Origin of the sequence: Coprobacter secundus subsp. similis, assembly GCF_015097275.1 — a bacterium.
In the GTDB taxonomy this organism is placed as follows: Bacteria; Bacteroidota; Bacteroidia; order Bacteroidales; family Coprobacteraceae; genus Coprobacter; species Coprobacter secundus.
On record NZ_AP023322.1, the window covers coordinates 883,421 to 898,995 of the forward strand.

Here is a 15,575-nt window from a genome sequence, read left to right on the forward strand (position 1 = left end):
AAAAATGAAAGTAAATCCTACTTTTTTTATGCTTGTTTTGTAAAATTGAAAGCAAAATGTATTAAACTCGAACAAAAAGATATACCTTTGTAAAAATAGAATATTTGTACTATAGTAAAAACACATAATAAAATGTATTATCAACCTGAAATTGAGACAATAACCCGATCGGAACTTGAAAAACTGCAAGTAAAGCGGCTGAAAGAGACTATAAATATTGCAATACAAACACCTTTTTATTCCAAAATTTTGAAGGAAAAAAATCTATCTGCTGACAGTATTTGTAGTATAGAAGATGTACGAAAATTACCTTTCACGACAAAAGAAGATTTGCGTAATAATTATCCATTTGGTTTAGTCGCAACTGATATGAAAAATGTAGTGAGACTACATTCTTCAAGTGGCACGACAGGAAATCCGACTGTGATTTGCCACTCTCAGAAAGATTTAGATAATTGGGCCAACCGTGTAGCTCGATGTTTATATATGGTCGGTGTACGAGACACCGATGTTTTCCAAAATACATCGGGTTATGGAATGTTTACCGGAGGATTGGGGTTTCAGTACGGAGCAGAGCGTTTGGGAGCATTAACTGTACCTGCTGCTGCAGGTAATAGCCTGAGGCAAATAAAATTTATTACAGATTTTGGTACCACAACAGCTCACGCTATACCCAGTTATGCGACACGTCTGGCTGAAGTGATGACAGAGATAGGGATAGATCCCAAGAAAGATACTAAATTGAAGACATTAGTCATTGGTGCTGAGCCTCATACCGATGAACAGAGAAAGCGAATTGAGGAATTATTGGGAGTAAAGGCCTATAATAGCTTTGGAATGTCAGAAATGAGCGGTCCCGGTGTCGCTTTTGAGTGTATATATCAGAATGGACTCCATTTATGGGAAGATTGTTTCATTCTGGAAATTGTTGATCCTGAAACTTTGGAACCGGTGGAAGATGGAGAAATTGGAGAATTGGTATTGACTACTCTAGATAGAGATGCTATGCCCTTAATTCGTTATCGTACTAGAGATTTAACAAGGATTATACCCGGACCATGTCCTTGTGGCAGAACCCATCGCAGGATAGACCGTATTAAAGGTCGTAGTGATGATATGTTTATCGTTAAAGGTGTAAATATATTCCCGATGCAGATAGAGAAAATCTTAATGCAATTTAAAGAATTGGGAACTAACTATCTAATCACAATAGATACAGTTGGAAATAATGATGAAGTTCTGGTAGAGGTTGAATTAAGTGACTTGTTTACTGATGATTATAGTAAGTTACAGCAATTAACTAAATCTATAACTCACAAATTGAAAGATGAAATATTACTGACCCCAAAAGTCAAGCTAGTAGATAAAGGTAGCTTACCTCTGTCTGAAGGTAAAGCCATACGAGTAAAAGATTTAAGAAATAACAAATAGTGATTAACCAAAATTCCTGAATATGATTATACAACAGCTATCGGTCTTTCTTGAGAATAAATCGGGAAGATTAAATGAAATATTGGATATATTAGGCCATGCGGATATACGTATTATTGCTGCTACTGTTGCTGATACATCAGAATATGGTATCCTAAGATTGATAACATCTGATACCCAAACCGCATATAAATTGTTAAAAGAGAACAAAGTAAGTGCTAATTTAAGTGAAGTGATTGCCATTTCATGTGACTCGTTGGCAGGAGATTTTGCGACAAAGTTGAAACGCTTTTCCGAACATGGAATAAATATAGAATATATATATTGCTTTTCTGTCAAGTCCAAAGCCTTTCTTATTTTGCGAGCAAATGATAAAGATGCTGCAATCAAAGTGGCTAAAAATTTTAACCTGACAATGATTTCAGAAAAACAATTGACTGATTTGTAAAACAATGGAAATATTGAAAAGAAGAATCTTGGAAGACGGAGCCTGTTTCGAAGGAGGAATACTTAAGGTCGATAGTTTTATCAATCATCAAATGGATCCTCAATTGATGAAATCCATCGCAGATGAATTTGTAAAACGTTTTTCAGGAATATATATCAATAAAATCATGACTATTGAAGCCAGTGGTATAGCACCGGCTATTATGGTTGGTTATCAAATGCAACTACCTGTTGTCTTTGCCAAAAAGAAAGAACCTAAAACAATGAGGCATGCTCTCACATCAATAGTACACTCATTTACAAAAGACAGGGACTATCCGGTCAGTATAAGTGGAGAATATTTGACGCCGGAAGATCATGTTTTATGTATCGATGATTTTTTAGCTAATGGCAATGCGGCTTTGGGCATGATAGATTTGATAAATCAGGCTGGCGCAACGCTTGCAGGAATGGGGTTTATTATCGAAAAAGAATTTCAGAATGGAGGACATATATTAAGAGAGAAAGGTATCCATGTAGAATCTTTAGCCATAATTAAAAGTTTAGATAATTGCCAGATAGCGTTTAAATAGAAAGTTTTCCAAAAAAATAATTTTATAATATAGACAAAACATACGGAGGGTGAAGCTTGTTTATGGGCTTCACCCTCCGTATGTTTTGTCTATATTTTTTTGTTGTATATAGAAATTGATATATATCTTATATTTCTACAATGAAGCGAAAACGTATAAAAAATATACATGAAATTAATAAAACAAATTGATTAAATATTTGAAAGTTACAATATTACTATTGCCAAACTATATCTATTAATTTCCTCTAATTATTAAATAGTTGTGTACTAAAAAGTATCATTTTTAGATAAAAAAGTATTTATATTTTTTTGTTTAATACGATACATTTGTATCAATTGTAAATATATAACCAAATAGTTATCTAACAAATTATATTTGAATAATAAATATGGCCATGAAAGAAGTCTGTTAGGAAATATAAAAACTTATTATCAACAAAAGTTTTCTTACTTACCTTTTTGAGTAAATAATATGTTTTCCGTTGGTATTATTATTTGTAAAATCTAACGTTTTAAAGAGTATTTTATCTATAATTAGTTATTTATGAGAAAATTTATTTTACTATTCAGCATTTTCATTTGTTGTCAATTCGTGTTTGCCAATGAAACACGATGGAGAATCAATCTTAACACCAACTGGAAGTTTCAAACTAAAATACTTACCGATGCTCCAGCTTCAGTTGATTATGCAGATGAGACATGGACTACTATAAATATTCCACATACATGGAATAACACTGATGCTCAGGATGGTGGTAATAATTATTTACGTACTATTGGATGGTATAGAAAATCTTTGCCTTGGAATGATTCTTTTCAAGGAAAGAAGCTTTATATTGAATTTTTAGGAGCTTGTCTACAAGCAGAATGTTTCGTAAATGGCAAATCCGTAGGAAATCACAAGGGAGGCTACACTGCTTTTCGTTTTGATATTACTGCTCAAATGCAGCAAGGGAATAATATTATTGCTGTAAAAGTGGATAATAGATTATCAGAAGAGATTATGCCTTTAGGTGGAGACTTTTCTGTTTTAGGCGGTTTATATAGGGATGTCTCTTTAATTGTAGTAGACCCTGTACATATTGATTTGATGGATTGTGGTTCTTCCGGACTTTATTTGACCCCTACCAACGTTAGTGAAGCAAATGCCGATTTAGAGATAAGAGCCAAAATATTGAATAATTCTTCAGAAACTAAAACTATTACAATCAATGGAATATTGAGAAATCCCGATAATTTTACAACTATAGAGGATGTTCCTAATCCAGCGTTTGATGTAAACGCGATGTGTCCGGGTGGCAAAGAAATAAAAAAAGTGAACAAGACAGTAACAATAGAGCCTGGAAGTTCATATCAATTTAAAGAAAAAGTAACAGTTGAAAATCCACATTTGTGGAATGGAAAGAAAGATCCTTATCGCTACCTTGTAGATTTAGAGATTACCGAAGGTGAAAATATAATAGATGCTGTATCAGAATATGTCGGTTTTAGATACTATTCTGTAACAAAAGATGGATTTTTTTTAAATGGCAATTTGTATCCTTTACGTGGCGTCGGGAAGCATCAAGACAGATATAACATGGGGTATGCAGTTACCAGCAAGGAACAAAATGAAGATTTCGGAATGATATATGATATGGGGGCAAACGCTATTCGTTTGGCGCATTATCCGCATGATCCTTATATCTATGATTTATGTGACCGATATGGATTAGCAGTTTGGACAGAAATACCACTCGTAGATCGCCCTGGAACTGCTGCAACATTTAATGACATTACTAAAACTCAGTTGAGAGAATTAATTCGTCAACACTATAATCGTCCGTCTGTCTTTTTTTGGGGGTTGCAGAATGAAATCCGAGAACAACATGATACTCATATGAGAGTATTAATGAAAGAATTGAACGAACTGGCCCAAATTGAAGATCCTACCCGCCTAACAGTTCAAGCTACCAATCACTATACCGCAAGAAATTGGGATTCGGACGTTTTTGCTTGGAACTACTATCCAGGATGGTACGTACAAAATCCTCTTTTTAGTAGCAAGTTGGATGATTTCAAAAATTCAGAATCTCGCCCTACTGCACTTTCAGAATACGGAGCTGGTGGTAGTATTTATCACCATGAAATAAACCCTTCAAAACCGGTAACAAATGGAGGAAAATTTCATCCAGAAGAATATCAAAATAAAGTTCATGAACAAGCCATTGTAGATATTTCTACACGAAATTTTGTTTGGGGAACCTTTTTGTGGAATATGTTCGATTTTGCTTCGGACGGAAGAAATGAAGGGGACCAACCCGGTACGAATGATAAAGGCTTGGTTACCTATGACCGCAAAGTGAAAAAAGACAGTTATTATGCTTATAAAGCAAATTGGAGCGATGATCCGTTTGTGTATATTACGAGCCGAAGGTATACCGAACGAGAAGAAACGATTACTCCCGTAAATATTTATTCTAATTGTGAATCGGTAGAACTTTTTGTAAATGGTGCATCAAAAGGGAAAAAGCTATCGAAAGATGTTCAATGTGGATTTTTTAAATGGGATAATATCGAACTCTTGTCGGGCTCAGAAAACAAAATCAAGGTAATAGGAATTAAAAATAAAGAAGAGTATTCAGATGAAGTTATATGGACTAAAATAGCTGGGACAACGACAAATTTACAATCTGACAAACTTGTTGTGGATATAGATAACAAAAGAATCGTATTTGAGGAAAATATTCCTGTAAAAAATATCGATACCTACCTGCAGGCTCTTGATGGCGCGACTTTTATTATTGTTGAGTCTGATGGAGAGACTCTTGTGACAGAAGGATTTATTAGTATCGGAATGAAAGTAATAGTAACATCTGAAGATAAAAAAAACAAGGCCATATATGAGTTCGTTTCCGGTCATATAGCTTTAAATAAACCCATAACGACCGATTCGGAACAGATAAATGAAAACAACTTGGCGCGTTATGCTGTAGACGGAGATTATACTACACGTTGGGCATCGAAAGACAAGAATGCTCATTGGCTTGAAATTGATTTAGGAAAGGAATATATCTTAAATAAGATTACTATTCATTGGTATAACCCTAATGGAACCAGAACTTATCAATATTATGTAAAGACAGCAGACAATAGAAAAAACTTTGTTACAGAAGTAGATCGTTCTGCTAACAATCAGTCAAATACCATCTCTGACAATTTGAAAAGCAAAAGTCGATTTGTAAAAGTCGAGGTTATCGGTGGTAATGCTTCTACTGCTTATCCTTCTTTATATGAAATAGAAGTATTCGGATGGATTATCGAATCAAACGAATACGTTATAGATTTTGAGAACAAGCAAATAAAGATTTTGAATTCAGAAGAAAATGTACAGAATCTTACTACGGAAAAATTTTTAGGAAATATTTCTTTTGAAGGTAATATGTCATACAGTTTGAATAGTATGTCATATTTTATACAAGAAAATGATGAACTGGTTATAACCGACCATTCAGGAAACGTGACAAAATTTAAATGTGTTTTTTCTGATGATTTAACATCAATTAAAGATAAAAAAAAAGAAAGTCCATTTCAAATAACAAAACAGGGCCACGAATTGACTGTCAAATTAATTGATTTGGTAGATTCTGTAAAGTTAGAAATAAGAGATTTACTCGGACACACGATTGTTTCAGAACAAGTCAGTGATAGTTATACCTGCCAATTAGACCGTGGACTTTATTTGATTAATTTATCTACACCCCAATTAAATTACGAAACAGTTAAGTGTTTGATAAAATAATTTAATCTCAAACGTAAAAAAACGGATATTGTATTCATATATAAAATTATCATATCTCTATTAATATAAATTATAAAATTATGAGAAAACGTCTATTTTTAATGTTGTTTGCCTGGATAAATATAGGCATTTTTACAATGAACCTGAATGCCTTCAGCGGTAGTGGAAACGGGGATGAAGACAGCCCGTATTTGATAACTTCAGCAACAGAATTGAATGAGATACGCAATAATCCTGAAGCTCATTACAAACTGATGAATAATATCGATTTGACAGATTGGATTACAGAAAATTCATCAATAGAAGGTTGGGAACCGATTAATGAATTCAAGGGAGTATTGGATGGCAACGGTTTTGTTATTTCCGGACTTTGGATTGAAAGACCAGAGACAGAAAAAATAGGCTTCTTTGGGAGTGTTGCTGGAGCCATAATAAAAAGAACCGGCATAGTAATTCCAGATAATAAAAAAATTGTAGGGAAAAAATATGTAGGTGGTCTTGTCGGCCAAACTCCTTATACCACCACGGAAATATCAATCGATGAATGTTTTGTAACAGGGGGTACAATTGAGTCGAAAGACCAGGCTGCCGGAGGTATACTCGGATATACATCTACAAACAGCGTAACAGTAAATATACGTAATTGTTATACTGCAAATTCAACCGTGATAAGTGTTGATGGTGCCGGAGGAATCGTCGGAACAGCATATCGCAACATAAACATAGAAAATTGCTATTCTACCAACACCATAATATCTGCTAATAACGATAAGGCTTCCGGTGGAATTGCAGGAGGATTTAACGATGCAAAAGATAGCTATACTATAAAAAATTCTATAGCATTGAATCCCAGTATTGCATCGTCAAAATCAGCAGGTCGTATTATTGGTTGGGTGAAGGATGGCTCAAAAACAAAGCTCTCCAATAACTATGCTTTCGACGATATGCTGGTAGATGGCAAAATTCTATCCGGAGAGGCTACCGATAATAATGGTCTCGATAAATCTAAAGAAGAACTAAATGAAATATCCGCTTACACCAGCTTAGGCTGGAATTTTGACGTAAAAGGAGGAATTTGGGCAATGGGCAACGGAAAATATTCTTTACCAGTATTGAAAAATGTTTCTTTAGAGATGCAGCCAACAATTACTCCTGATCATTTATATGTAGAAGTTAATCCTGACGATGGTTTCAGCGGCAGTGGAAACGGGGATGAAAACAGTCCTTATTTGATAACTTCAGCAACGGAATTGAATGAGATACGCAATAATCTTGAAGCTCATTACAAACTGATGAATAATATCGATTTGACAGATTGGATTACAGAAAATTCACCAATAGAAGGTTGGGTACCTATAAATGGATTTAGTGGTTCATTAGATGGAAATGGTTTTATAATATATGGGGTTTGGATTGATAGACCAGCCATAAATAATGTCGGACTTTTTGGAAGTATAACTGGAGGTGTAATAAAAAGAACTGGTATAATAATTCCAGATGATAAAAAAATTGAAGGAAATAATAATGTCGGAGGATTTGTGGGACACACACCTTACACAACAACGGAAATATCAATTGATGAATGTTTTGTAACAGGTGGTACAATTGAAGCCAAAGGTTCGGCCGCCGGAGGTATACTCGGATATACATCTACAAATAGTACTACAGTGAATATTCGTAATTGTTATGTTGCAAATACGACAGTATTAGGTGCTGATGGCGCAGGAGGATTGGTTGGAACTGCATATCGTAGTATAAACGTAGAGAATTGCTATAGCACAGGTGTCGTCAAATCTACCAATAATGATAAATCAGCCGGCGGTCTTGTCGGAGGAACTAATGATCAGGGTGAAAATTATACGATAAAAAATTCTATAGCATTAAATCCTGAAATTTTTTCTTCTAAGTCAGCCGGTCGCATTGTTGGTTGGATAAAAAATTCTGCCAAAACCACTTTATCTAATAACTACGCATTTGAAGAAATGTTGGTAGATGGAAAAACTCTATCCGGAGAAATAACAGATAACAATGGTCTGAACAAATCAAAAGAAGAAGTGAATGATGTGTCTACTTACCTTAGCCTGGGTTGGAACTTCGATGAAGATGGAATTTGGATAATGGGGAATGGAAAATATACTCTGCCTATATTGAAAAATGTCTTAGCAGAACAACAACCAGCAGTAATGCCTAAACATTTAGAAATGAATGAGACTGTCGGTGTATTGACTGAAAAGGAAAATAAACTGTCTATTTATCCGAGCGTTACAGAAGGTGAAATTTTTATTACAAATAAAGCATTATCATCAATTGTATCAGTTTATGACTTTTCTGGTCGTATAGTAATGCAATCGGACAAGTCAATGCTGAATCTTTCATCTTTGGCTAATGGTATTTATTTAGTAAAGGTAGAAAACAAGATAATAAAAGTTGTAAAAAAGTGATGGGTCAGAGATAAGAATCGAATGACTTGAAAAAATAAAGTAAGCCTTTTTTCTCTATTTTAGAGGATAAAATCGCTTACTTTATTTTTACCTTAACTTATGTTTATAATCCTAGTTCTATTTGAAATCGGAGTTCCCATCTGTTGTATCCATTTATTATAGGATTTTTTCTATAATTATAAGATGCATCTGCCTGAATTTTCAAGCTATGACCTATTAAATACTTTGTTACTCCAAAGGTCGATTGATTATTAAATTTATATCCGGCTAAATCTTGAATTTTATGGTCGGGTAATAGTGTCGAATTGCGTAATGCTATTTCCCAATTTGATGGGAATATATAACTGGTTTGAAGATTCACTCCTTTTCCGCTATATACAAAAGCATCACTATCTTTAAATGTCGGAGCATTACAAACTCGTCCCATGACATCGGTATAGAACGCAAATCCACGATATTTCAATATAAAATCAAAAAAGTAAGCAGAGATACTTCTATGTTGATTATCAGGCATCATTGCTCCATTTTGTCCTTGTAAGCGTAAAGCTCTATTGTTATAGCTGTAAGTTCCGGCTAAAAATATTTTTATCTTTTCTTCACGTTCGTAATCACCTTCAATCACTTCTCCATAACCCTTAAAACGACCTAAAGGGAAAAGCTCCAGTCGTCCGGTATAAGCAAACCCGCTTTTTTGGGAAGTATTCCAGTTTCTCCCCTCTCCCATTGTAATAGAAGCTTTTGCTCCAAAGTTGAAATTTGAGAATAATTTTGTATTATATTCTCCGAAAAATCCAAAATCCCGATCGAGATTAAATTCACTGTTGACAATAGAGCGGTCTACAAATTGTAATGCACTGGAAGAATTAACACGAGCACGATTAGCCTTTATTTTGGTTTGTCCGAATCCAATGTTCCAAGTTGAGGACGGAACATAATATACCATAGCGTCACGTACAATATTCATATTTCCATTAGGCAATACTTTAGCATCATAAGAAGTAAATCCTAACTGAATAGTATATGTAAGTTTAGGAGAATATATATAACCGTCAAATCTTAAACGTAACCTTTTTACTTGTGCTTCTGTTTTGTTTAAAGAAAAATGTTCATTGAAGGAAAGTCCTACCATATTCTGCATTCTGAATCGCATAGTCATTTTATAACTTTCATTCTTAGGCATAAACGTTATACCTTTTCCCACTTCTATATTAGGCATATTCCTTAAAAGTTCGGATATATCTCTTTCATTGTTTTCGGATAGTGCTTTCCAAATCGGATTATTTTTTTCTCCTATTTTTTGAGAATAGGTCAACGGAACTGAAAAAAAACAAATAAGGCTCACCGCGGCAATTGTCGTTTTTAGTTTGAGCATAAATTTTAATTTGAGTTGTGTTTATATTTTTTTGCAAAAGTAATTAATATAAACTACATAAAGGCTTCATCCGTATTTCAAAACAGTTACAAAAATTGTATTTTTTATTGTTGTGTAAGTAAAAGATAATAAAGTTCTTCATTTTCAAATGCATCTTTAACATGTAATCCTGCTTGTGAAAATAAATTTGCTTGTTTTTGTACATCAATAAGAATATCATTACACACACTTTTATTTTTTCTTTTATGCATATCATTTAACCGATTACGACTATCTGAATGCGCAATCAATAATTTTCCTTCTTTTTTAAGATTTTTATTTATCAATTTTAATATTGTATCAATTTTATTTTCAATATGAGGAAATACTGAATACAACACTATATGATTAAATGTTTCATGTATACAATCCAGTTCAACATCTGATATTAAAAATTGGGTATATTTTTCTCGACTAAATTTTTTTTGAGCAACTTCAATCATTTTCGGAGAATTATCTATCGCAATAATTTTACCCAAAGGGTTTACTTCCCTAAAATATGGAATTAAAACCCCTGTTCCTGTTCCAACATCCAAAATAGAATCATTAGGACAAATGTCTAATAATTGTAATAAAAAACGAATTTTTTTATCGTCATAACGGCACATTTTGTCCCATGTAAAAGCTACAGAGTTAAAAAAGTCAGCTTTAATATTCATTTTATCATTCAGATTTTAGTTTATCCAACAATTTTATCCATTTGTCCATTCCTGAACCTTTAGTAGCAGAGATTTCGAAAAATAATATATCTGGATTAATTATTCTTGCATTATCTTTAATTCTCTCGGTTTTACTATCTATGTAAGGAAGAAGATCGATTTTGTTAATTATACATATATCTGCACTCTCAAACATATATGGGTATTTTAGAGGTTTGTCATCCCCTTCAGTAACACTAATCAAAACAATTCTTTTTTGTTCGCCTAAATCAAATAATGCCGGACATACTAAATTTCCTACATTTTCTATGAATAGGATAGAATTATTTTCAGGAGCCAAACTCTTGACTGATTCGTATATCATATTGGCATCTAGATGGCAACCGTTTTCAGTATTGATTTGTAAACAAGGAACATTGAGGGCTTTTATTCGATTTGTATCATTTGACGTTTGTTGGTCACCTTCTATCACAAAAACTGTATATTTGTTATTTAGAAGTTCAATAGTTTTTTCAAGAAAGGATGTTTTTCCTGAACCTGGAGAACTTACAATATTAAAGCATGCAATATTTTTAGCTTCAAAATATCCTCTATTTCTTTCAGCTATTAAGTTATTCTTAGATAAGATATCCTGTTCTATCTTTTGTCTTGTATATTCAGTCTCATGATGATGCTCGTGGGCTATACCATGTTTATGCATTTCTTCATGATTCATATTTGAGTGATAATCACATCCGCAAGTTGTACACATTGTTTTTTCTCCTTTTAAAAATTATTATTCTATAAGTAAAGATTTCAGTCTGAGTTCTTTTCCCTGTCTCAATTCAATACCATAAGAGTAACAAAAAGGACAAGGCTCAAATCTGTTTTGTGGAACAAATTCTATACGACATTTGGAACAATAAGCTATGGGACTTATCAAGTGCAATTTTATTTCGGCATTTTCAAGCAAACTGTGTTTTATGGCAATGCGTAATGAAAATAAAAGAGCTTCTGTATCGATTCCAGCCATTTCCCCAATTTCCAATTCTATTTCTTTTACTTCTTTGGCATTTTCCTTATGCGCTTCTTTTGCTGCCAATTCAACAATACTGAGAGCTATAGACAATTCGTGCATAGAGTTATTTATTTTTTTTTAAGGCTGCAGCAATAGCTATTTGTCCTATTGCAATTGAGCCGTCGTTACAAGGTATTTTAGACGGGAAAAAAACATGCAATTTTTTTGCTGTTAATTGTTTTATTAACAGATTTGATAATAATTTGTTTTGAAAAACTCCTCCAGATAATATAATCTTATTGATATTTGTTTTCTTGGAAAAATAATGTATTGTGTGTGCGAGACTGTAAACTAACGTATTATGAAAGCGAGAAGAGAGAACAGAGATCGGTACTCCAAGTTGGTAATCTTTTGCTATTTGCTTGACCAAATTCTTAAAATCTAAAGGGTTACTCCGATTGATTGGGTAAAATTCTTTACATTCAATGTCTGCTAATTGTTCAAGTTTAATAGCTGCTTCAGATTGATAAGTATTGATGTCACAGATACCCATTAATGACGAAACCGTGTCGAAAAGACGACCGGCACTTGATGATAGAGGCGATAGGACATTTCTATCCATCATCATCTCGATAATGTTGATTTTCTTTTTACCGATTCTTTCAATAAAATCATCGGGATATAAAGTTCGTATCCCACTTTTATCATGCAGATATGAAATCACCATTCTCCATGGTTCCTTGGATACAGCATTCCCTCCAGGCAAAGGCATATATTCGATATGAGTCAACCTGTTGTAACTGGTATAGTTGCATTTGATTATTTCTCCACCCCAACTACAACCGTCATCCCCATATCCGGTACCATCTAAACAAACGGCTAAGACATCTTCATTTAAATTATATTCTGCCATTACAGCAGCAGCGTGGGCATGGTGATGCTGGACATGTAATAATGGAACACTATGTTGTATCGAATATTTTGTAGCAATTGCCGTTGAGAAATATTCGGGATGCGAATCACAAATAATTTGTTTGGGTGAAAATCGGAATATTTGAAAAAAATGAAACATTGATGTCTCAAAAAATATTTGATTTTCCTTTTCTTGCATATTTCCAATATATTGGCTAAGTATGATATCTTTATTTTTCCCTATAGCAAAAGCATTATTTAGGTCTGCTCCTACAGCAAAAATACCCTCTACATGCAAATCAGAACGTATCGGCTCAGGGACATATCCCCGAGAACGACGTATAATTCTGCTTTTCCCCGAAATGACATGTGTAACAGAATCATCTTCTCGATTATATATATCTCGATTATATTCTATTACTAAATCCGTTGTTTGTTCAAATTTGCATCTGGCTTCATTATTTTGTGTGATTATAGGTTCTCCATCACTATTGGCACTGGTGATAACAATAGCCTCTATTTCTTTACTCTCAAGTAAGTCATGATGAATTAACATATATGGTAACATGACCCCAAGAGTTCTATATCCATCATTTAGTCCGTTACTGCAAATTTTCTGCCTTTCACGAAGCAAAACAATCGGTCGTCTCCAAGATGTCAGCAATTGAAGTTCATCATTATTGATAAAAACATATTTCTCTGCCTGACTTTTATCATAAAACATAACAGCAAAAGGCTTTTGAGGGCGCATCTTGATTTTTCTAAGACGTTTTATGGCATTAGGATTAGTGGCATTGCAAATTAAGTTGTACCCGCCTATACCTTTAAGAGTCACAATTCCTCCTTTTATAATACATTCTTTTATAGAGGAAAGTATCGTGTTATAATCTTCAGTATATATTCCCTGTGAATTTTTCATTCGATATACTGGTCCGCAAGTATTACATGCTATTGGCTGCGCATGGAATCTTCTGTCTTTTGTATCATTGTACTCTGTCTGGCATATAGGACACATTTTAAAGCTATTCATAGTTGTTGAATCTCTGTCGTATGGCAAGCTTTTTATAATTGAAAAACGAGGACCACAGTGAGTACAATTAATAAAAGGGTAATGTAATCTGTGAACTTGTTTCTTTACATCATTCAAGCAGTCATTACAGATAGCTATATCTGGACTTATTCGTGTAATACTGTTATTGCCGAAGTCACTCGTAACGATAGAAAATTTATTATTTTCAGGAATTATTCTATTCGTTTCTTTTACAGAGATTTCCTCTATTTCTGCAATAGCCGGTTTGTTAGTAATAATTTTGTCAATGAATGTATTTTTATTTGTTTCAGAACTTTGAATAAGAATATAAATACCATCCGATGTATTGTACACCGAACCTGTAAGTTCCATTTCTGATGCCATTTTGTATATAAATGGTCTGAATCCTACTCCTTGTACTAAACCTTTAATATAAATTTGATAGTTGTGTAACATTCGTAATATTATCTTAAAAAATGGTGAAATCATAATTGTTTTCTGTTTAAAAAACAAAAACTTGTTCCGGATTGTTCATATAAATATTAATGATAAAAGATATGTGTTTGGCAATACCCGGAAGGATTATTAAAAAAGACACCTCTACTGACGGTTTAACGATGGCTAAAGTCGATTTTGGTGGAGTTATAAAAGATATTTGCATACAATGGGTTGATGCATCTCCAGGAGATTATGTTCTTGCTCATGCTGGAGTTGCTATAACTAAAGTTGATGAGAACGAAGCTTTACTTACTTTACAAGATTTTGAAAAAATCGGTGAGTATCTGGATAATATGGGTAAAAATGAAATATGATAAAGTTTTTAGGAATCCAGACAAAGTAAGGCAACTTTCAATGGCTATTAACCGAGTATGTAAACATTCATGGCATATTATGGAAATATGCGGTGGACAAACTCATGCGCTGGCAAAATATAAAATTGAAGAATTGTTACCTGATAAGATTAGGATGATACATGGTCCTGGATGTCCTGTATGTGTTACTCCTGTGGGGATTATTGATATGGCATTATCTTTGGCTCGTCGGGAAAATGTAATATTAGTTTCTTTTGGTGATATGATGCGGGTACCGGGAAGCAAAGATGACTTATTAACTGTAAGAGCAGAAGGTGGAGATATAAGAATGGTATATTCGCCATTAGATGCATTGACTATTGCGCAGAATAATCCGAATAAAGAAGTTGTATTCTTTGCAATTGGATTTGAAACTACTGCTCCTATACATGCCTTGACAATTGAAGAATCTTATCGAAGGAAAATAACCAACTTTTCATTATTAACATCTCTTTTCTTGGTCCCTCCAGCAATATATTCTTTAATGAGGGATAAAGATTGTCAATTGGATGGAATATTAGCTGCTGGTCATGTTTGTTCGATTACGGGAATAGAGGAATATAAAAATCTAGCTTTATCTCTAAAAGTTCCAGTAGCAATAACAGGCTTTGAACCTTTTGATTTATTGTATGGAATTTATAAATGCGTATTGTTACTTGAAAACAAGCAATACATAGTGGAAAACGCCTATTCAAGAGCTGTTACTTTTGAAGGGAATGTCAAGGCTCGCCAGTTGATGAGAAAATATTTTTCTTTGACAAATGTAGAATGGAGAGGATTGGGGACCCTACCATTAAGTGGCTTATGTATACGAGATAAATATGAACAATATGACGCCATCAAACGTTTCCAGCTAAAGACTAGTCATGTGAAAAAAGAGCGGTTTTGTGTGTCGGGAGAGATTATGAAGGGAAAAATGCTTCCCGATACATGCATACACTTCGGGAAAAGATGTACTCCGGAGCATCCTCTGGGTGCAGCAATGGTTTCTTCCGAAGGAGTATGCTCCGCATTTTATCGATATAAAGTTTAAAATATAAA

At 33.7% G+C, this 15,575-nt stretch carries 12 protein-coding genes; 7 read left to right on the top strand and 5 right to left on the bottom strand.

Annotation, left to right across the window (positions count from 1 at the left end):
- Positions 1 to 132 precede the first annotated feature (132 nt).
- From Cop2CBH44_RS03280 to Cop2CBH44_RS03300, 5 genes are all read left to right on the top strand, one after another.
- Entirely contained in the window at positions 133 to 1,431 is a 1,299-nt protein-coding gene (locus Cop2CBH44_RS03280; protein ID WP_021930249.1) for a phenylacetate--CoA ligase family protein, read from the top strand.
- 22 nt (positions 1,432 to 1,453) lie between these two features.
- Positions 1,454 to 1,879 (top strand): hypothetical protein, encoded by a 426-nt coding sequence (locus tag Cop2CBH44_RS03285; protein WP_021930250.1) that lies wholly within the window; start codon positions 1,454 to 1,456, stop codon positions 1,877 to 1,879.
- 4 nt (positions 1,880 to 1,883) lie between these two features.
- Entirely contained in the window at positions 1,884 to 2,450 is a 567-nt protein-coding gene (gene xpt / locus Cop2CBH44_RS03290) for a xanthine phosphoribosyltransferase (RefSeq protein WP_021930251.1), read from the top strand.
- 546 nt (positions 2,451 to 2,996) lie between these two features.
- Positions 2,997 to 6,233, top strand: a complete 3,237-nt coding sequence (locus tag Cop2CBH44_RS03295; RefSeq protein ID WP_021930252.1) for a glycoside hydrolase family 2 TIM barrel-domain containing protein — start codon at positions 2,997 to 2,999, stop codon at positions 6,231 to 6,233.
- An 80-nt stretch (positions 6,234 to 6,313) separates the two neighbouring features.
- Positions 6,314 to 8,674 carry a GLUG motif-containing protein gene (locus Cop2CBH44_RS03300; protein ID WP_200755541.1) on the top strand — a complete coding sequence of 787 codons (2,361 nt, stop codon included), beginning with the start codon at positions 6,314 to 6,316 and terminating at the stop codon, positions 8,672 to 8,674.
- A 103-nt stretch (positions 8,675 to 8,777) separates the two neighbouring features.
- Here the strand turns inward: Cop2CBH44_RS03300 and Cop2CBH44_RS03305 are convergent, their stop codons facing one another.
- The 5 genes from Cop2CBH44_RS03305 to hypF form a co-directional block, all read right to left on the bottom strand.
- Complete coding sequence (locus tag Cop2CBH44_RS03305; RefSeq protein ID WP_021930337.1) at positions 8,778 to 10,046, bottom strand: porin; 1,269 nt, start codon at positions 10,044 to 10,046, stop codon at positions 8,778 to 8,780.
- A 104-nt stretch (positions 10,047 to 10,150) separates the two neighbouring features.
- A complete protein-coding gene (locus tag Cop2CBH44_RS03310) occupies positions 10,151 to 10,744 on the bottom strand; it encodes a class I SAM-dependent methyltransferase (protein ID WP_021930338.1) in 594 nt (197 codons plus the stop codon).
- A gap of 4 nt (positions 10,745 to 10,748) precedes the next feature.
- Positions 10,749 to 11,495, bottom strand: a complete 747-nt coding sequence (gene hypB / locus Cop2CBH44_RS03315) for a hydrogenase nickel incorporation protein HypB (protein WP_021930339.1) — start codon at positions 11,493 to 11,495, stop codon at positions 10,749 to 10,751.
- Positions 11,496 to 11,519: 24 nt separating this feature from the next.
- Positions 11,520 to 11,861 (bottom strand): hydrogenase maturation nickel metallochaperone HypA, encoded by a 342-nt coding sequence (hypA, locus tag Cop2CBH44_RS03320; RefSeq protein WP_021930340.1) that lies wholly within the window; start codon positions 11,859 to 11,861, stop codon positions 11,520 to 11,522.
- 4 nt (positions 11,862 to 11,865) lie between these two features.
- On the bottom strand, positions 11,866 to 14,172 hold the full coding sequence (gene hypF / locus Cop2CBH44_RS03325) for a carbamoyltransferase HypF (RefSeq protein ID WP_021930341.1): 2,307 nt from the start codon (positions 14,170 to 14,172) through the stop codon (positions 11,866 to 11,868).
- Between the two features lie 68 nt (positions 14,173 to 14,240).
- On the opposite strand from hypF, the gene Cop2CBH44_RS03330 reads away from it, so the two are divergent.
- Positions 14,241 to 14,495 carry a HypC/HybG/HupF family hydrogenase formation chaperone gene (locus Cop2CBH44_RS03330; protein ID WP_021930342.1) on the top strand — a complete coding sequence of 85 codons (255 nt, stop codon included), beginning with the start codon at positions 14,241 to 14,243 and terminating at the stop codon, positions 14,493 to 14,495.
- Positions 14,485 to 15,567 carry a hydrogenase formation protein HypD gene (gene hypD, locus Cop2CBH44_RS03335; RefSeq protein WP_021930343.1) on the top strand — a complete coding sequence of 361 codons (1,083 nt, stop codon included), beginning with the start codon at positions 14,485 to 14,487 and terminating at the stop codon, positions 15,565 to 15,567. Before Cop2CBH44_RS03330 ends, hypD begins: the two co-directional genes overlap by 11 nt.
- The last annotated feature ends 8 nt before the right edge of the window (positions 15,568 to 15,575 follow it).